The sequence below is a fragment of the Paenibacillus sp. J31R109 genome (assembly GCF_059692055.1).
In genome coordinates this window covers 145790-163862 of the sequence record NZ_JCAUAR010000012.1, presented here as the reverse complement: position 1 = coordinate 163862, position 18073 = coordinate 145790, and the positions used below count along the sequence as shown (strand labels likewise).

Here is an 18073-nt window from a genome sequence, read left to right as displayed (position 1 = left end):
GTTATGTTCGGTTGGAAAGATCAACGCATCAAGGTTCATTGTGTGCTCAGCTGCATGTGCGAAGTGGTCAAAAGACATAGCAACGTCGATTATCGCCCTTTTTATTTTAACGTGTGGGAAGAGCAGTTTGGATGGCATGAATCGGGCTTATCCTATTATTCAGACTCATTTAAGCCTACTCGGTTAATGGAGTGGAACGAACGCTTGTTTGGTGTTAAGAGCGTGCAATGGCATGACCCCCATCAAAATCCGGCAACAAATGCGGCTAAACTAATTGAGCTTGTCGAGCAAGCCCCTCGTCATCGACACGTCGTGGTTCAGATCGATATGTCTCTGATGCCAGAACGGGAAAATAAGTTTAATTTGAATCCATTCCCTCATTATGTGATCGTTTCGGCTACGGAACGTGAAGATGAATGGTTCATGCTGGATGCGGATATGAAATGGGAGGGGACAGTTAGCCGCGAGCAGGTGCTCCAAGCTTTTGTTCAAAATGCTTACCCTGACGGGTTTTATATGGATGCTCTAGAAATTAAAACGCCGACGCCGGAAGAAGTCATTGCTTACTTTTATGATGCCTTTCATCTCGATAAGAATGAGTTGGTTACTGGACTTCGAACACTTGTCGTAGGATTAACGGAGGATCCAGCCAAGATTGTCTCTCTAGGGGATGCGCTGAAGCATCTTTACGTCATTGTGATACGCAAATACGGGTATGACTATGCCCTGATGTTTTTTCATGATGAACTGCAATTGCCTAGGGATAATTATGAGTATTGGGCGCAGCAAATCCGTGATTTGGTTCAAGCTTTTAATACGTTGCAATTCATGGCTATTAAGATGTCGCTGACAGGCAGTACGAAGCAGCTTACTTCCATGCTAGAGACGTTGGATAAGGCAGAAGCCATTGAACGGGGCATTAAGTCTGAATTGGAACGTGAGTTGACCTTATGGTCTGCGGCACAGTACGCAAATGTGAAAGGGGGGACTATTTAATGTCAGAATTGGCTAGATTACGATGCTCGCTCTGCACCATTACCTTTCGTCACACGTTGATTTCATTCGAGGAACTGGTCCAATTCGCGCGGGCCGAAGGCTTCGACGGGCTAGAAGTATGGGGAGCTCATGCTGGTCATTTGTATAAGGAACGGGATGGGTCAGAGAAAGCAATCCTTGAGGGGGCTGGTTTGACGGTCTCGATGATCAGCGATTATCTAGATGTGGGCACACAGGTTCATTTCGCAGATACGATTGCCAAGTGCAAGGATTTGCTAGCTATCGCAGGTTGGCTCGGAACAAGCAAAATTCGTACTTTTGCAGGCATGCGCGGGAGCAGAGAGGTGGACGCGGCGGAGTACGAAGAAACAGTCCGTCAATTACGAATTCTTGGAGACCTGTGTATGAATCAGGGCATTGAATTGCTTGTGGAAACACACCCAGGAACATTGGCGGATCATAAGGGTGCTGCTCATAGGTTAATGATGGAGGTTAACCATGAAGCCGTTAGGTTGAACTTGGATTTTCTTCATATGTGGGAAGCCGGTGATGATCCATTAGAAAGTTACGAGTTGCTGTCGCCTTGGGTAGCCTATTTTCATCTGAAAAATGTGATTTCATTGGCCCACTGCAGTGTATTTCAACCTCATCAAGTGTATGCAGCGAACGGTAGCCGGAAAGGTATGGTATCATTGGAAAAAGGGGCGGTAAACTATCGCCCGATTATAGATCGAATTAGTCAGAGCGGTAAGTTCGCATCTGTGGAGTGGTTCGGCGCAGATCCTATGCGCGTGCTTAAAGAGGAAATCGGTTGGCTGCAGGGGCGGCTGAATCGACTGCACTCGGTGTTAGACTAAGTCGGTATTGAATAACTTTGGAGGATGGCTGAACATGATTAGCGACATCGTAACTTCGCTTAAACATTACCATTTACTACTCGATTCCTCAGAGAGCTCAGAGCTTATTAGGGAATATAGGCTGGACGACGAAAAGGGGATCGCGGAGCTGCTAGAACAGTTCGCTGAGCAAATTGGTGCCCCTAATCACAAAGTAGCGAGTTCTTTGTTCGTTAAGCGGTACAGTCATTTCATTACCGGTGCATGGGACGCTTGGGTACGCTATGGACGTTGTTTAAATGTGTCTCCTAGTAATGTTGCGATTTCACTCAAAAATAAGCATCTGTACTACCGTCTGCTGTTTCCGTACTCGCTGGAGAATTGGGCAGGGAGTGGCTCGTACGCTGTGGAAAGAGAGAGCTATGCTCGCCACCTGTTTACGGACCATGCGCAACCCTTTTTGGAGCAAATCGTGGACTGGAGCGGGATCGATGTCCAAACGTTGTGGGCAACGATCTCTTATAATTTGATTTATTATCGAGACGAATGGCGCACAGAAGCTGAAACAGCTTCGGAGAAGGCGTACATTACGGATAATTTCCGCTATTTAATCCACGAAGCCAATCCCAGCCATGTGTTCGCGGCTGGGGCGAACCCGTTAACGGATGCGTTCCGCTGCGTTGATATACCGGGTGTCGATGAGGACAAGATTATGATCCGCTCGAAATGCTGTCTGCATTTCCGCATGCCAGGCGATGATAATTATTGCTACACGTGTCCTACGATCAAGGATGATCGCAGAATAGATAAGTACTTTGCGCATCTGGCGCACCATCATTGAGACAAGGAAGCTCGTGCTCGAGCTAAAAAGCTCCTTAGTTCCTGCAAAAATGCAGGAACTAAGGAGCTTTTTTAGCATTTGACGGGCCCCCCGTAGGCTAGTGCACAAAAAATGTGTGCTGCAAGTCGAAAAATTCGAGTTACAGCAGCAGAATGAGGTCACTTAGGCGCTGCAAGTCGAAAAATTCGAGTTACAGCAGCAGAATGAGGTCACTTAGGCGCTGTAAGTCGAAAAATTCGAGTTACAGCAGCAGAATGAGGTCACTTGGGCGCTGTAAGCCGAAAAATTCGAGTTACAGCAGCAGAATGAGGTCACTTAGGCGCTGTAAGTCGAAAAATTCGAGTTACAGCAGTAGAATGAGGTCACTTGAGCGCTGTAAGTCGAAAAATTCAAGTTACAGCAGCAGAATGAGGCGACTTACAGCAGAGTAGCGGAGCCGTCGCCCGCCGCGCTAGCGTATTGCACCTTAGCTACTCTGATGCCTCTTCACAGGTATCCAGATTTCACTCCGGAACGTAGGCGAAGTAGTATCCTTGTCCGCGTTCCACAGCATTTCTGGTCCAGCGACTTGTTCATAGCCAGAGGAAGGGAACCATTCGGAGTAGATGCGTCCCCAGATATTTTGTAAAGTTTCAGGAAAAGGTCCGACGGATTCGAAAACTGCCCACGTCGAGGCAGACACGTCGAGTTTACTTAGATTCTCGGGACACGGATTTGTTGTAGCAACACCAATATAGTGGTCAAGCTCTCCCTTTTCCTCCATGCGGCCTTCGGAGAAGTTGGTGGAGGCACTTAGCATTCCCATTGGTTCGACATTGGAGAGTTGTTTAAGGGTGTTAATTAAGTCCATGTTCAAGCTTTGCCACATCGCGGCAATCTCAGGATTAACGCCGTTAAAGATAATCGGGACTCTTTTGTAAAGACCAACGATTGAAAAGGCTTCTTTTTCCTCAATACGATAATTCATTTCATTTCCCCCTTGAATGGTAATTTGGAAGGTCATAGGTGGATAGGCTTTCAATGATTGCCCATTACTCCTAGCCTCAGACGGTGTAACGCCATGCAAATTTTGAAATGACCTTGTGAACGAGTCCGGCGAGTTATATCCGTATTTGATGGCTACATCAATGACTTTGACTTGGCTGTCTCTCAGCTCAAAAGCGGCAAGACTTAGCCGCCTGCGGCGAATGTATTCCGAAAGTGGAATGCCTGCGAGAAAGGAAAACATGCGCTTGAAATGATATTCCGAGCATAAGGCAAGCCGAGCTACTTCTTTCGTGTCGATCGTATCCGTCAGGTTGTCTTCGACATATTTGAGCGCATTATTCATATTTTTAAGCAAATCCATCGTTCTGACCTCCTATATCTATAGAATAGCAGGAATCAGTATTCGCTATCCGACATTTCGTGCACAAGTATGCAGGACTTTTCTGAGATGACGAGTGTGGAGATCTGAGATATTATGGTAGTTAAAACAAATAGAAGTAGAGGAGTAGAAACGATGGAGATTACTTGGAACCAATTTGTTATTAGTGATGACAAAGAACGGCTAGATGTAGATGTGATCAAAGGTTTCCTTGCACGAAGCTATTGGGCAAATAAGCGCCCCGAGGAAAGGATATTGCGCTCCATCGAGAATTCCGAATGTTATGGCGTGTATGAGGGACGCAAACAAGTAGGTTACGCTAGAGTGATAACGGATCATGCGACCATGTTTTATTTATGCGACGTATTTATTGATGAAGACTACAGGGGCACGGGCATCGGCAAGAAGCTAGTTGAAAGCTTAGTCACCTCTGATGAATATAAAGATCTTATGGGCTTATTGGGGACGAAAGATGCGCATGAGTTGTATGAGCAGTTTAATTTTGAGCACGATGCCGAACGCTTTATGCGAAGAATGCCTGATTATGTAAGGAATATGAAGCGTTAAGGAGTCTCTTTATGACGGATACAACCAGCATTTATATCATTAGACATGGCCAAACAACATGGAACGTCGAGCAGCGTTTACAAGGTCATCAGGATTCCCCACTAACGGAATTGGGCATAAAGCAGGCTCAATGGTTAAGTGAGGCTCTTCAACATGAAGAGATTGATGTGATGTACTCAAGCTCAAGTGATAGAGCGCTCCAAACAGCAGAAATCGTTCGTGGTCAACGAGACATTGCGATCGTCCAAAGTGATGCCTTGAAAGAGATGAACCTCGGAGTCTGGGAAGGTAAGCTGCAATCGGAAGTGAAGGATGAGTACCCGGAACAATTTGACCATTTTTGGAATCAGCCAGATCGGTTCGGTGTTCCTCACAGTGAAACTTTCGCGGAGGTAGCTGAACGGGCGATGACGATGCTGCAACGCATTCATGAAGCTCACGCAGGGAAGACCATTGCTATTGTGACGCATACGGTGGTAGTGAAGCTGATCATGGCTTATTATGAGCAAAGGTTGATGAAGGATATCTGGCAACCACCTTATATTCATCCAGCTTGTTTATGTAAAATTGTTTTTACAGAAAATGTTCCTCAAATTATTCTTCATGCAGACATCCGTCATTATCAGGAAGCACCCACGATCGATTAAGGACTCGTATATCAATGGTAGAACATACTATACTATACGCAAAAAGTTATAAAGGTTAATGGCATGAAATGTTCTTCCGTATGTTGATATCCTTGGATGCGATTCGTCTTGAACGTTTATGATAAAATAAAGATGCTCGCACTTTTAGAATAAAGAGGGATCCTATGTATCGAATTATGATGATTGAGGACGATGAGAAAATTAGGCGGATTGTCGCGGATACGTTGAAAAAGTGGCAGTACGATGTAGTAGAAGTAACTCAATTTGATCAGGTTCTAAAGGAGTTTCAACAAAGTGATCCGCATCTCATCCTATTAGATATTAATCTTCCTGTGTTTGATGGGTACTATTGGTGTCAGCAAATACGCGCAATCTCGAAGGTGCCGATTATTTTTCTATCATCTAGAAATCAAAATATGGATATCATCATGGCGATAAATATGGGCGGAGATGACTTTATTCAGAAGCCTTTCGAACTGGACATCTTAGTTGCCAAAGTCAGTGCACTCATTCGCCGGAAATATACGTATCAGGAAGAGGAGAGCCCCACATTCATTCATAAGGGCTTGAAATTACATGTAACCAATTCCACGATAGAATATAAAGGACAAGTCACGGAATTAAGCCGAAATGAATTCATCCTTTTACAGTTGATCATGCGGAATATTGGCAAAATTGTTTCACGTGAAGACCTTATGCAGGCACTATGGAATGAGGATCAGTTCGTTGATGATAATACGTTGACGGTGAACGTGAATCGGATGCGAAGGAGAATTACGGGGCTTGGGCTAGAGGACTTCATTGTCACCCGGAAAGGATTGGGGTATTTGATCGAATGACCTTCCTTCGCTATCTCGCCTACGAAAAGTCTTATATGTCTATCTATCTGGCGGGGTTCCTAATCCCGGCCGCTGTATTTTATACGTATAGCCATGGTGCTGACTGGAAATGGGGGACCTTCTCCTATGCCTTTGCCTTGTCCGCTATTGTGTTACTGGGATTTTTATTGTTTCGCTACCAACAGCATGTACGTGTGATCCGAAAGATGAAAAGTGGCGATTATGAGAGCTTGTCCCTGGAAGGCGAATTCGCCCAAGGGCACATCGAGGAGCTCAAAAAGCAGCATATCCACGAAATGAATCAAGTTCAGAACATGCAGCATGAGCATTATGATTTTATCGTTTCGTGGTTTCATGAGATCAAAACACCGATTGCGGTACTTCGTTTATTGCAACAAACCGATATGGACGCTAATAGTTTAAGAGAAGAGATCGGGAAGATTGAAAATTACGTTGATCAAGCACTCTATTACGCGAAGCTGGATAGTTTTAATCAGGATTACGCGATTCAAAATTGTGATGTTATCCAGATTTCGAAAGAGATCGTGAAGTCACATTCGAAAACTTTTTTCTCCAAAAAGATTCGCATTAGCCTACAAGCTGAAACGCTTGTCGTTCAAAGTGATCCGAAATGGCTGCAGTTTATTATTAATCAGCTTTTGACGAATAGTTTGAAATATACAGAGCATGGCGGGGAAATTACGATTTCCATACTCGAAACACCGCAAGAGAAGCAGTTGCTGATTCGGGATAGCGGGATTGGCATTCGTCAAAAAGATCTTCCGCGAATCTTTAATCGCGGGTTTACGGGAGAGACCGGACGATTGCATCCCAAGTCGACTGGCATGGGGTTATATTTGGCTCAGCAATTATCGAATAAACTTGGTCATTATATTGACTGCACGTCGGAGGCCGCTGTGTATACGCAGTTTATCGTTCATTTTTCAAAAGACGACGATCCTTATGTCAGGCGACAAAAAAACACACAATGAGGCGCTCATCGTGTGTTTTTTTCGTTGATAATTTTGTAATAAATAGATGTTGAAGATACGTAAAAGATCATATACGTTAACACATATAATCCCATGACAGAGAAAATAATCGTCGTTAAAGCAGGTAAATCTTTAATGATGAGGATGACCGTATAGTACAAAAGAAACCAACTATGGAGCAATCCAAGCAAAAGAGGCGGTAAAAAGACGAACAGCAATTGTTTCCAAATAATCTGTTTCATCACTTTGTCGTGGACACCCATTTTTCGTAAAATCGCGTAATGTTCTCGCTCTTCCGTCGCTTCACGCAGCTGTTTAAAGTAAATAACGCTTGCTAAAGCAAACAACGCAATAGCTGCAAAAAAAGCAACAGAGAACAATATTAACGAAGACGACTCAATATCAATGGAGTACATATCAATGAAGGCTGAATAATAGGATCCTTCTGTACGCATAACGATATCGTATATTTGTCGGGATACGTTATTGGACGTTTTCGGATCTTCGATTTTATATACTTCATAGGAAGTTATCGTACGAGTTCCTTTTAGTTGCTCAAATGCTTCGTCAGAAATAACGAGTACAGAAGGTTGATGTTCGGAACCTCCACTAGCATCTGTAGGGATACTTAGGAGCGGGAACCGTATTCGTTCGACGACTTGGAATGTATGATCTCCGAAGACGGTCATTGTAGGCAGAGTACTTAAATAAGTTTTCGGTTGATCGATTCCTCTTGTTAAAACAATAGCATCATCGCCTTTTACATCTACTTTTTCACCGACGCCTCGTAAATCAACAATCGCATTGAGCTGCGCCTCAGGAAAAATGGTGAATTCCTCTGTGTAGTAGTCGGGATGATCAAGGAATGTTTTTCGATTTGCGATTTTTTCAGTTTGAATGCCAGTGATTGTTTCATGAGCCAAAATGGGATGTGAGTCGTTCAGAATTTGTTCAATTTGTTTTTGAGTTCTGTTATCTTGTGAGGAAAAGATCATATCGTTCGGGTATTCTTTTCGTACAACATCAGCCTTTACGGCGTAATCTACAGCAATAAATCCAACGCCAAAGATGATAACAGCACTAATCAGTGAGTTAAATGTAAAGTTTACGGTATTCCCTCGAATGGAAAAACGAAGGGAGGAAATCCATAACATTTTGTTGCCAAGTAAATAGTTTTTACTTCGACTCATTCTTTGTAATATCCAACCGGAAAACTGGCGGAAAAATAAATACGTTCCGACAATTAAGGCCACTGTTGTAGCTAGTAAAGTTTCTTTAAAATAATCTTTCCATAGGTTTGAGGTTCCACCCATGGTTATGGTGTAGTAGGACGATGCAATGAGTAGGACGGACAGTATCGCCAAAGGCATGGAGAATTGGAGTGGTTTGTCCATTTTTTCTTTCGCGTGAAACAGTTCAACGATCTGCATGCGGCGAACGTTCCAATAACTCTGAAACGTAATAATGCCGATTAATAAAGCGAATAACAGAATCGTTGAGACGACAGCTTCAAGTGGAAAGGCAAAAGAAATGTCATCCTTATAGTGCATTAAGTTCATTAATATTTTACCGAAAAATTTCGATAGTAATCCACCGATGAATATACCGCTAGTAACAGAAATAGCGCTTAGAAATAACGTTTCGTAAAAGACCATGGCGGCAACTTGTCTTTCTTTCATTCCATAAAGGATGTACATGCCGAATTCTTTTTTGCGCTGCTTCATAAAGAAAGAGTTGGCGTACAAGATAAAGAACACAATAAACATAAAGACGATCATGGACGCAACAAAAATAATGGTTTTGTAGTTTTCTTTATTTTGAATAGCTGTAACGACGTCCTCGTTAAACATTAAACCAGCAAAGGTAAAGTAAATGATAACCCCGACAAGCATGGAAATGAAATAGATGGTATATAAACGGATGTTCCGCTTCATATTCCTCCATGATAAATCAAAGAAACTCATCGTCTGTCGCCCCCTATGGCACTCTGAATCGTCAGGATTCGGTCGAAGAATTCTTTTTCCGATTGTTCACCTTTGAACATTTCATTGACGATTTTGCCATCACGGAGAAAAATGACACGCCGACAGTAGCTAGCTGCATAGGGATCGTGAGTAATCATCAGCACGGTTGTTGCAAGGGTGTGATTGAGCGATTGAATTTGTTCCAGCAACTGGGTAGCGGACCTGGAATCAAGCGCCCCTGTTGGCTCATCGGCAAATACAATCGCTGGATTGGTAATGATCGCCCGAGCTGCAGCCGTACGCTGCTTTTGGCCGCCTGAAATCTCAGACGGATACTGAGGTAAGATAGATGCGATATTTAGCGCTTCAATGATTTTGGCTAATCGCTGCTCCATTTCTGCGACAGGTGTTTTTTGTAACGATAGCGGCAGCAGTATATTCTCTTTCACCGTGAGCGTATCTAGTAAGTTGTAATCTTGAAAAAGGAAGCCCATTCGTTGTTGGCGGAATTGTCGGAGGTCTTTCTTTTTCAAATCTAACAGCGATTTCCCTTCGATCCAAACTTCCCCACCCGTAAAGGCGTCGATCGTGGAGAGCATATTCATTAATGTTGTTTTTCCAGAGCCAGATGGCCCCATTATCGCAGTGAATTCCCCTTGTTCGACGGTCAGATCGATATTTTTTAAAATTTGATTTTTTCCGTAAGATTTTGATAAATTCTTAGTTTGAATAATAGTCGTCATCGTTTCGCCTTCCCTTCATGACTTAACTATACGGCTTCAGCAGCATGCTATCCATCGAACTACCATCAACTAAAGTGACAATTTTGTCATTTTGCAAGAGGACGTCGCGTTTTGGCGCAGTATTAGTTGTTTAGCCTACCCCCGGGTCTGAAAAAAGAAACAATCAACAAACCAGCAGGCAGGAACAGCCCGATGGTTAGGGCAAAGGGAGGCCAGATGTTGGTAGCGAAATCTCGGAAATACACGATGTTAGGGTAAATGAGGTAGGCTAGGGCAAACATCATAAGTGCACTTGGCACAATGAAAATGCGATAGGTACTTAAGTTGAGCAGCTGCGATAATCCCACCAGTGAACTGTAGAAGCAAACGATAAGCTTGAAATAGATGGTTAAGAACCAAATGACAGCGACCAATACTTCAATCCGTTGGATGAATCCCCCGACGTGTATTTTCTTAGCTAGTGTATAACTGGGAAACGTATGGCGTGAGGTGAAATCCCAACCAAGCACGGCGATGCAAAGTATGGTTATGATAAGTATAATAAGTCCACCCATAAGTCCTGCTTGGAGGAAACCTTTACTCGTCTTCAATTTGGTGTGAACCGCTGGAAAGATGATAAGAAAGACGATCATTTCTAAATAGGGAATCGAAAGAACGGACAAGCTTCCATGAATGATGGCTTTGGAACTGGCCTCAAATAGAGGTGGTAAGCGATCTAACTTCACTTGTGGAATCAGAAAGCCAATAAGCACACCGATAAACAGGAGTATCCATGGCAGGAACACTTCCCCAGCACGTGCAACGACCTCTAAGCCAAGTCCTGCTCCTGCCATAATGATGAGTAAGAAAACAAAGTGAATAACTTGGATTGGTGTCTCTGGCATGATGATGGTCGTAATAAAGTCGCCGACATTGCGTAGAACGAGTGAGGCGGTAATGACGAAAAATATATAAAAGATGAGCCCTACACATGTACCCAACCATTTGCCAAGAATGAATTTACTATATTCCATGATCGTATGATTCGGATACCGATTAGCTAGGGCTATGTATAGGCACATCACGCCACAGCCGCTCGCAATACCTAGAATGGCTGACATCCATGCATCTTGATGGGCGAATGCTGCCAGGACAGACGGCACGATTAAGATCGTACTTCCCAAACTAAAAAGCAGGACCAATATTTTAAATTGACGTAGACTAATTTTCTCATTATTAAACATCGCTGACTCCTTTGGCTTACAACTACGTTAATAACGTTGTGATCATTTTGCCCATGGGTTTAAAGAGGTAGGTGATCACATCTATAGGATTGAGTATGCGCAAATGTAAGCTTATTGCCATACTGAATAGGGCAGAAGTGCTGATGGATGCAAGGAAGATCCAGAGTTCTTTATTCCCCTGCTTTTGTCTTAAACGAGGGACTTCAATCTTCAAAGCCCACAGCGATATAAGCAAAATGATCAGACACCATATCATGATTCATCACTCCATTTGATCGATAAAAGATTCAACAACCGAACCCGTACGTCGGATTCTGCTATGTACAGTCACTTGTACAGGTAGATCCACAAAGGCCTTCTCCCAGTTATCTTTAATGGGATTCCATTGCCTGTAATTGGCACGATGGAGGGCTGTTCCGAATCCGAAAATATCGGATTGATAAGATTTCGCTTTGGCTACCGCGTCTAGGATCGACTGCTTAATTTCTTCATTTAACTGTTCTTCGATGTTTTGCAGCGTATATGTGGAATTCAGGTTTAATTCACAGGCGACTTCTCCGATATTCGCCTCAACTTGCAGATTGACGAAAGCCTCCGGGTGTTCATTCATGAACTTTGCTTTGATATTGGCTTTTGTGCTTATCAATTCAATGGACATTAGGCCACCAGATGGACATGAAAGGGGAACAATTGTACTTTGAAGGTTGCCCAACGCATAATTGTAGCCTTTACTTTCTCTGTCCGTCAGCCATCCGACAAACTGATCTTGATGTATGACACCTAGGCTTTGAAACTCCAAAGATGCCGGTGGAAGAACAGAGTTCAAGTTGTTTCGAGATTTTCCTAATTGTGGGTCTCCTTTGATATGAACACTAGAGATGACAGGATCTTTACCTGGATCCACTAAATCATAAATAAGTTGATGCAAGTCAACATCAGTGGTAACTCCCCAATTCTTCTCGGAAGCGATAAGGGAAGAATAGAGCTTATTAGCTGGAATTTTCTCTAGCGGGGTCAGTACTTGTAAGATATCATTCGCCGTAGCATTCCTAGCTAATAAGATATTGAAGTCTGAGCGCAGTTCATGATCTCTCGATAAGACATCCAGTACCTTGGCTATACCTTCTTTGGCCAAGCCTTCTCCCAGAATAAGAATCCGTAAATGGGATGAAAGGATTTTACGCGGTGAGCTCGTTGTTAGCTTGCGAAACGATTCGAATATCGTACTCCCGCTGCTCATCTGCAGTGTCACAACGGGCATTCGTTGGCCGACACCCTTCGTTGACGCAATTTCATCGGAATTGAGTAGTTGGACGGAAATACTATAGTGATCCCCTTTTTTATCAATGCCAATAGCAGTGGCTATGGATATTTGATCAAGCTCTTTTCTGTTCCAACAACCTGATGTGACCACCATGATGAGGATAAATAGTACAGCTCGTTTCAGCATGCGAATACATCCCTTTCCCCTAATTCGGATACATCCAACTAGGATTCTGGTTTCTGTGGGGGATTGTAGGTTTGTTTCTGTCTGTTGTTTGGACTAACAAAGCTGGGACGCTTTAATAGGGCCCATTGAGGGAGGCGAATGACATTATCCTTCTGATCCTCCCAGTTATAGGGAGCAAATGGAGCTAGATAAGGAACACCGAAAGAACGCAAGCTGCATAAATGGAGGATCATGGCAATGACGCCAACGAGTATCCCGAATAGGCCTAAAGAAGCTGCGAGTATCATAAGCAAGAAACGGATCATCCGAATAGAAATCCCCATGTTAAAGGAAGGAATAATGAAGGTAGATATCGCGGTAATCGCGACAACAATGACCATCGCTGGCCCGACTAGTCCAGCTTCAACAGCTGCTTGTCCGATGACAAGCGCTCCTACAATGGACACGGCTTGCCCGATGGCACGCGGCATTCTGATGCCTGCTTCCCGCAGGATCTCGAATGTCACTTCCATGAGAAAAGCTTCAATAAATGCAGGGAAGGGAATCCCCTCTCGATGAGCGGCAATATTGATGAGCAGTGTAGTGGGAATCATCTCTTGGTGATAGGTCGTCACCGCAATGTAGGCAGCAGGAGCCAGCAGAGCAATTAATAAGGCTGCATAGCGGAGAATGCGGATTAATGAGCTAATGTCGGCCCGTTGGTAAGAATCCTCTGCTGCTTGCAAAAAATGTGTAAATACCGCAGGTACCAGGAGGACAAACGGTGTTCCGTCTACAAGGATAGCGATGCGTCCTTCAAGTAATGCTGCCGCAACGACGTCTGGTCGTTCGGTATTAAAAACGGTCGGGAAGGGCGAGTAAGCTTCGTCCTGGATCAGTTCTTCGATATAGCCGCTCTCTAGAATGCCATCAATATCTATCCGCGCCAGGCGGGTGCGTACTTCCTCGATCATGCTGTCGGTCAAGAGACCTTTGATATACATGAGAGCAACATCGGTCTGGGTGACACGGCCAATCTGTCTGGTTTCCATCCATAGATGAGGGTCTTTAATTTTTCTTCGAATCAAAGCAGTGTTTGTGCGTAAGGTCTCGGAGAATCCTTCGCGGGGTCCTCTTACAACCGTCTGAGAGGAGGGCTCAGTGACCCCGCGGTCTTTCCACTCTCGTGTACTTGCGCAGATTCCTTCCTTATAGCCATCAACGAATATGACCGTATCGCCAGACAAAATCATATGATACAGCGTTGTAAAGTCAGAAGTTCCTGTGACTTCACCTGATTTTAATAGGTACTCTTTGATAAGGGATAGTGGTGACAGTTCGTCTAACAAAAGCAAAGCCCCGTCTCCTGTTCGATAATCGATGAGAAGAGAGTCTAGAACTTCTTTGACGTTCGCAAGTCCATCTACGTAGACAATGGCTCCTTTGCAAGGAGGCACAGAGGGGATCATCATTCTTCGAATCATTAGATCCGTGCTATGCCCCAATTCTTCACCGATCGTTTGGAGGATCTCTTCTAGACTATCGGGCATTGCTTGAACCTGCGTTGTTTCGTTACTTGGTACGACTTGTGGTTGGTGCTTTTGTTTCAGTAACCGCTGCATAAAGGAGAATATGGAGTTTTTCATGGATAAGGCCACCTAATTTGTTTTTGTTACTATTTCCCAATGTAGGTTACTTCACTCATCCTTTTTCATTTCCGCTGCCAGATGTAGTAGAATAGAGCCACAGCAATATGAAGGAGAGTCAAATAAGTGACGACAACGACAAGAAGTTTTAGCGATTATTCATTAAGCGAAGAGATTACGCGGGCGTTAACCACATTAGGTTACACGCAGCCGACGGATGTGCAACATAAGGTTATTCCTATTGCGCTGCAAGAGAGGGACCTGACCGTCAAGTCTCGTACGGGGAGCGGGAAAACGGCGGCATTCGGCATACCGATCTGCGAGCTTGTGGAGTGGGAAGAGAACAGGCCGCAGGCGCTCATCCTGACGCCAACGCGTGAGCTTGCCGACCAAGTGAAGCAGGATATGACGAACATTGGGCGTTTTAAGCGGATCAAGGCGGTAGCGTTATATGGGAAGCAGCCTTTTGCGAAGCAGAAGCTGGAGCTTCACCAGAAGTGCCACGTCGTCGTGGGTACCCCAGGACGCGTGCTGGATCATATCCAAAAAGGAACGCTGGACGTAGAGCGTCTGAAGTATTTAGTTATCGATGAAGCAGATGAAATGCTGCGGATGGGCTTCATTGAGCAGGTAGGCGCGATTATTGATGAGCTGCCAACGGATCGGATGACCATGTTGTTCTCAGCGACATTGCCGAAGGATGTTGAGCAATTGTGTCATCAGTACTTGCGGAAGCCAATCGATATCGAGATCGAAACACCGGAAGCTGCGAAGGTTCAAATTGAACATTCTCTGATCACCGTCCGGGAGAACGACAAGTGGACATTGCTTCAGAACGTGCTCGTGATGGAAAATCCAGAGAACTGCATTATTTTCTGCCGGACACAAGAAAATGTGGACAAGCTATTTACGCAGCTCGATCAGTTGGATTTCCCATGTGATAAAATTCACGGCGGCATGGTGCAGGATGATCGCTTCCTCGTGATGAATGCGTTCAAGCGCGGTGAGTTCCGATTCCTGGTCGCTACGGATGTTGCGGCGCGCGGGATCGATGTGGAGGACATCACCCATGTGATCAACTACGATCTCCCGATGGAGAAAGAGAGTTACGTCCACCGGATCGGTCGAACAGGGCGCGCTGGGAAGACGGGCAAAGCGATTTCGTTCGTTACACCGCACGAAGATAAGTTTCTAGCCGAAATCGAGGGCTATTTGGGCTTCGAGATTCCGCGGCAGGATGCTCCTGACTCGGAGGAAGTGGCTGCGAAGCAAGCAGCTTTTGATCAGAAGATGCAGGCTTCGCCTGTCATCAAGCGGGATCGCAGTGACCAGTTGAACAAGGGCATCATGAAGCTCTATTTTAACGGGGGCAAAAAGAAGAAGATTCGCGCCGTCGACTTTGTCGGCACGCTCGCCAAAATTGAAGGTGTCACCGCGGATGATATCGGCATCATCACGATTCAGGATAATGTGTCGTATGTCGACATTTTGAACGGTAAAGGGCCGATGGTTCTCAAAATCATGAAAAGCACTACCATCAAGGGCAAGCTCTTGAAGGTACATGAGGCGAATAAGTAGCGGGGATTGAAACCAGATGGCCATGGAGGCTCTCTGGTTTTTTTGCTGAGGCGTCGCTAAGTCGTCAATTTTTGCCGTCTCAGAGGTGAATAGGTGCTGATGCGTCGCTGAGCCGTCAATTTTTGCCGTCTCAGAAGGCGACCCCCCGTACTAAGCGCAATTGCATGGCTGAGGCGTCGATTTTTGCCGTCTCGGAGGTGAATGGGTGCTGATGCGTCGCTGAGCCGTTAATTTTTGCCGTCTCAGAAGGCGACTCCCCGTACTAAGCGCAATTGCATGGCTGAGGCGTCAATTTTTGCCGTCTCGGAGGTGAATAGGTGCTGATGCGTCGCTGAGGCGTCAATTTTTGGCGTCTCGGAGGTGAATAGGTGCTGATACCTGTCTGATCCGTCGATTTCCGCCGTCGCACGCTGACAAATTAGGGAGATACTGTGTCGAAACTAGGTGTAACTCCTGCCTTTTCTTCATAAAAATCGACGCGGCAGGTTAAAATATTACTCGAAAGGGTCAATTCTGTGACTTATCCATGAATCGCTCGCAAGGTAGACTATAGAAAACACGACATGGGGTGAAGTTCATGGCTAACCATATACAATCTCAAGCAAGTAGTTTGCCAACAACTAAATTGAAGCCAAAACGGTCTAAGCAGCAAATTCGCGAGGATTTGGCCGGATATCTTTTCGTTAGTCCCATGGTGATCGGCTTATTCGTATTCACATTATTTCCAATCATCGCTTCCTTCTTTTTAAGCTTTACCGATTGGAACTTTGTTGCCGGGTTTTCGAAGGTGAAATTCCTTGGATTGGACAACTTTACCAAGCTCATTCACGATAGTGTCTTTCTACTTTCACTCAAAAACAATATGATTCTGATGATCGTTGTTCCGTTAACACTCATTGTTTCACTGGTTTTAGCGGTGCTTATTGATAAGCAAGTGTATTTCAAAGGTTTTTTCAAAGTGATTTACTTCATTCCTTATATTTCGAGTGTAGTTGCGGTAGCAATCATATTTCAAGTTCTCTTCCATCCGACATATGGCCCGATTAATCAAACCTTAATGGATTGGGGATTTGCGAATCCACCCAAATGGTTGGCGGATCCTGATTACGCTTTGTACTGTGTGATGGGACTCATGGTGTGGATCAACATTGGGTACAACATGATTATTTTCATGGCGGGACTTCAATCCATTCCGAAAGATCTGTACGAAGCAGCTGATATTGACGGTGCATCCAAGTGGAAGCAATTTTATAGCATTACCGTGCCTTTACTGTCACCAACAACGTTCTTCTTGCTTGTGTCCGGTATTATTGGAACGTTCAAAGTATTCGACGTGATTTCCGTACTGACCAATGGTGGACCGGCAAACTCAACGAGTGTGGTCGTGTTCCGTTTATACGAAACAGCCTTCATTAATCTGCAATCCGGGTATGCATCTGCGATGGCGATTGTGCTTCTAATACTCGTACTTTTGATCACGTTAATTCAATGGTTCGGCCAACGCAAATGGGTCAACTATTAAACTAGAATGGAGGTTAACACATGGATAACCAAAAAAGTCTCAGAAAGATTATCATTACGATCGTCATGGCACTCTTCGGTATCGTGTTCATGATGCCATTCCTATGGATGATCTCAGCATCTATGAAGCCCGAAGCCGACGTATTCATTTTCCCGATACAGTGGATTCCGAAGCATTTTAACATGATTGAAAATTATAAAACGGTATGGACGACGAAATTTCCGCTGTATTATTGGAATTCGATTAAAGTTACTGTGATCACAACGGCCTTATCCGTTCTGTTTTCATCGATGGCGGCTTACGCTTTTTCAAAAATTAAGTTCCGCGGCTCAAATGTGATCTTCGTTCTCGTTCTTGCTATCTATATGGTGCCGAGTCAGGCGATTCTTGTACCACAATTTCTTTTGCTGCGTTCGATGCACTTGTACGATACACATATTGGACTTATCCTTTTAGGATCTTTCAGTGTTCTGGGTACGTTCATGCTTCGCCAGTTCTATCTAGGTATTCATGATGAGTACATGGAATCAGCAAGAATAGATGGCGCAGGTCATGCCCGCATCTTCTGGACGATCTGTACACCGCTTGTACGCCCTGCGATTGCGACCTATGCCATTCTGCGCTTTATCTGGACCTGGAATGATTACCAGAATCCATTGATTTTCTTAAGAGATAAGTCGTTATTCACGCTTCCGCTGGGTATTCGCTCTTTTGCCGATTTAAATGGCGAGTTCTACTCCCTGATCATGGCTGCATCCGTTTCTGCGATCTTGCCTTTGTTGATTATTTTCATCATTGGTCAAAAGCAAGTTATCGAAGGTATTTCCATGGGTGGCGTTAAAGGTTAATCCAAGTTTACATGCAAAATGTCAAAATAAGAGCAT

Annotated in this window: 17 protein-coding genes; 10 read left to right on the top strand and 7 right to left on the bottom strand. The window is 44.5% G+C overall.

Features of this window, described 5'->3' with window-relative positions; genetic code table 11:
• Window positions 1–3 precede the first annotated feature (3 nt).
• Genes AC58QT_RS25430 through AC58QT_RS25420 form a run of 3 tightly spaced genes read left to right on the top strand, consistent with a single transcriptional unit; the run spans window position 4 to window position 2673 of the window.
• Complete coding sequence (locus AC58QT_RS25430) at window positions 4–996, top strand: DUF6005 family protein (protein WP_497411440.1); 993 nt, start codon at window positions 4–6, stop codon at window positions 994–996.
• Complete coding sequence (locus tag AC58QT_RS25425) at window positions 996–1853, top strand: sugar phosphate isomerase/epimerase family protein (protein ID WP_497411439.1); 858 nt, start codon at window positions 996–998, stop codon at window positions 1851–1853. Before AC58QT_RS25430 ends, AC58QT_RS25425 begins: the two co-directional genes overlap by 1 nt.
• 34 nt (window positions 1854–1887) lie before the next feature.
• Window positions 1888–2673, top strand: coding sequence for a hypothetical protein (locus tag AC58QT_RS25420; RefSeq protein WP_497411438.1), 786 nt, complete (start codon window positions 1888–1890; stop codon window positions 2671–2673).
• A 466-nt stretch (window positions 2674–3139) separates the two neighbouring features.
• Here AC58QT_RS25420 and AC58QT_RS25415 read toward each other — a convergent pair whose 3' ends face one another.
• A complete protein-coding gene (locus tag AC58QT_RS25415; protein WP_497411437.1) occupies window positions 3140–4021 on the bottom strand; it encodes an AraC family transcriptional regulator in 882 nt (293 codons plus the stop codon).
• 153 nt (window positions 4022–4174) lie between these two features.
• Here AC58QT_RS25415 and AC58QT_RS25410 point away from each other — a divergent pair, with 153 nt between their 5' ends.
• From AC58QT_RS25410 to AC58QT_RS25395, 4 genes are all read left to right on the top strand, one after another.
• Window positions 4175–4606 carry a GNAT family N-acetyltransferase gene (locus AC58QT_RS25410; RefSeq protein WP_497411436.1) on the top strand — a complete coding sequence of 144 codons (432 nt, stop codon included), beginning with the start codon at window positions 4175–4177 and terminating at the stop codon, window positions 4604–4606.
• Window positions 4607–4617: 11 nt separating this feature from the next.
• Complete coding sequence (locus AC58QT_RS25405; RefSeq protein WP_497411435.1) at window positions 4618–5253, top strand: histidine phosphatase family protein; 636 nt, start codon at window positions 4618–4620, stop codon at window positions 5251–5253.
• A 164-nt stretch (window positions 5254–5417) separates the two neighbouring features.
• Complete coding sequence (locus AC58QT_RS25400) at window positions 5418–6092, top strand: response regulator transcription factor (RefSeq protein ID WP_497411434.1); 675 nt, start codon at window positions 5418–5420, stop codon at window positions 6090–6092.
• Window positions 6089–7084, top strand: coding sequence for a sensor histidine kinase (locus tag AC58QT_RS25395; protein WP_497411433.1), 996 nt, complete (start codon window positions 6089–6091; stop codon window positions 7082–7084). The genes AC58QT_RS25400 and AC58QT_RS25395 overlap by 4 nt, the downstream gene beginning before the upstream one ends.
• Window positions 7085–7089: 5 nt before the next feature.
• Here AC58QT_RS25395 and AC58QT_RS25390 read toward each other — a convergent pair whose 3' ends face one another.
• From AC58QT_RS25390 to AC58QT_RS25365, 6 genes are all read right to left on the bottom strand, one after another.
• A complete protein-coding gene (locus AC58QT_RS25390; protein ID WP_497411432.1) occupies window positions 7090–9048 on the bottom strand; it encodes an ABC transporter permease in 1959 nt (652 codons plus the stop codon).
• Window positions 9045–9791: an ABC transporter ATP-binding protein gene (locus tag AC58QT_RS25385; protein WP_497411431.1), complete on the bottom strand. Its 747-nt coding sequence runs from the start codon at window positions 9789–9791 to the stop codon at window positions 9045–9047. Before AC58QT_RS25385 ends, AC58QT_RS25390 begins: the two co-directional genes overlap by 4 nt.
• 122 nt (window positions 9792–9913) lie before the next feature.
• Entirely contained in the window at window positions 9914–11014 is a 1101-nt protein-coding gene (locus AC58QT_RS25380; protein WP_497411430.1) for a GerAB/ArcD/ProY family transporter, read from the bottom strand.
• A 22-nt stretch (window positions 11015–11036) separates the two neighbouring features.
• Window positions 11037–11270, bottom strand: a complete 234-nt coding sequence (locus AC58QT_RS25375; RefSeq protein ID WP_497411429.1) for a hypothetical protein — start codon at window positions 11268–11270, stop codon at window positions 11037–11039.
• 6 nt (window positions 11271–11276) lie between these two features.
• Window positions 11277–12464: a Ger(x)C family spore germination protein gene (locus AC58QT_RS25370; RefSeq protein ID WP_497411428.1), complete on the bottom strand. Its 1188-nt coding sequence runs from the start codon at window positions 12462–12464 to the stop codon at window positions 11277–11279.
• A gap of 38 nt (window positions 12465–12502) precedes the next feature.
• Window positions 12503–14089 (bottom strand): spore germination protein, encoded by a 1587-nt coding sequence (locus tag AC58QT_RS25365; RefSeq protein WP_497411427.1) that lies wholly within the window; start codon window positions 14087–14089, stop codon window positions 12503–12505.
• Window positions 14090–14215: 126 nt separating this feature from the next.
• On the opposite strand from AC58QT_RS25365, the gene AC58QT_RS25360 reads away from it, so the two are divergent.
• The 3 genes from AC58QT_RS25360 to AC58QT_RS25350 all read left to right on the top strand — a co-directional run bounded on the left by AC58QT_RS25360 (window position 14216) and on the right by AC58QT_RS25350 (window position 18037).
• On the top strand, window positions 14216–15667 hold the full coding sequence (locus AC58QT_RS25360; protein ID WP_497411426.1) for a DEAD/DEAH box helicase: 1452 nt from the start codon (window positions 14216–14218) through the stop codon (window positions 15665–15667).
• Between the two features lie 577 nt (window positions 15668–16244).
• Window positions 16245–17189 (top strand): carbohydrate ABC transporter permease, encoded by a 945-nt coding sequence (locus AC58QT_RS25355; RefSeq protein ID WP_497411425.1) that lies wholly within the window; start codon window positions 16245–16247, stop codon window positions 17187–17189.
• 20 nt (window positions 17190–17209) lie between these two features.
• Window positions 17210–18037, top strand: a complete 828-nt coding sequence (locus AC58QT_RS25350) for a carbohydrate ABC transporter permease (protein ID WP_497411424.1) — start codon at window positions 17210–17212, stop codon at window positions 18035–18037.
• Window positions 18038–18073 lie beyond the last annotated feature (36 nt).

What these genes read in the sequence shown, in the direction of transcription:
- AC58QT_RS25420 (WP_497411438.1), top strand. Translation starts at nt 1,888, where the DNA reads ATGATTAGCGACATCGTAACTTCGCTTAAACATTACCATTTACTACTC.
- AC58QT_RS25410 (WP_497411436.1), top strand. Translation starts at nt 4,175, where the DNA reads ATGGAGATTACTTGGAACCAATTTGTTATTAGTGATGACAAAGAACGG.
- AC58QT_RS25425 (WP_497411439.1), top strand. Translation starts at nt 996, where the DNA reads ATGTCAGAATTGGCTAGATTACGATGCTCGCTCTGCACCATTACCTTT.
- AC58QT_RS25350 (WP_497411424.1), top strand. Translation starts at nt 17,210, where the DNA reads ATGGATAACCAAAAAAGTCTCAGAAAGATTATCATTACGATCGTCATG.
- AC58QT_RS25405 (WP_497411435.1), top strand. Translation starts at nt 4,618, where the DNA reads ATGACGGATACAACCAGCATTTATATCATTAGACATGGCCAAACAACA.
- AC58QT_RS25430 (WP_497411440.1), top strand. Translation starts at nt 4, where the DNA reads ATGTTCGGTTGGAAAGATCAACGCATCAAGGTTCATTGTGTGCTCAGC.
- AC58QT_RS25365 (WP_497411427.1), bottom strand. Translation starts at nt 14,089, where the DNA reads ATGAAAAACTCCATATTCTCCTTTATGCAGCGGTTACTGAAACAAAAG.
- AC58QT_RS25375 (WP_497411429.1), bottom strand. Translation starts at nt 11,270, where the DNA reads ATGATATGGTGTCTGATCATTTTGCTTATATCGCTGTGGGCTTTGAAG.
- AC58QT_RS25355 (WP_497411425.1), top strand. Translation starts at nt 16,245, where the DNA reads ATGGCTAACCATATACAATCTCAAGCAAGTAGTTTGCCAACAACTAAA.
- AC58QT_RS25400 (WP_497411434.1), top strand. Translation starts at nt 5,418, where the DNA reads ATGTATCGAATTATGATGATTGAGGACGATGAGAAAATTAGGCGGATT.
- AC58QT_RS25385 (WP_497411431.1), bottom strand. Translation starts at nt 9,791, where the DNA reads ATGACGACTATTATTCAAACTAAGAATTTATCAAAATCTTACGGAAAA.
- AC58QT_RS25390 (WP_497411432.1), bottom strand. Translation starts at nt 9,048, where the DNA reads ATGAGTTTCTTTGATTTATCATGGAGGAATATGAAGCGGAACATCCGT.
- AC58QT_RS25415 (WP_497411437.1), bottom strand. Translation starts at nt 4,021, where the DNA reads ATGGATTTGCTTAAAAATATGAATAATGCGCTCAAATATGTCGAAGAC.
- AC58QT_RS25370 (WP_497411428.1), bottom strand. Translation starts at nt 12,464, where the DNA reads ATGCTGAAACGAGCTGTACTATTTATCCTCATCATGGTGGTCACATCA.
- AC58QT_RS25380 (WP_497411430.1), bottom strand. Translation starts at nt 11,014, where the DNA reads ATGTTTAATAATGAGAAAATTAGTCTACGTCAATTTAAAATATTGGTC.
- AC58QT_RS25395 (WP_497411433.1), top strand. Translation starts at nt 6,089, where the DNA reads ATGACCTTCCTTCGCTATCTCGCCTACGAAAAGTCTTATATGTCTATC.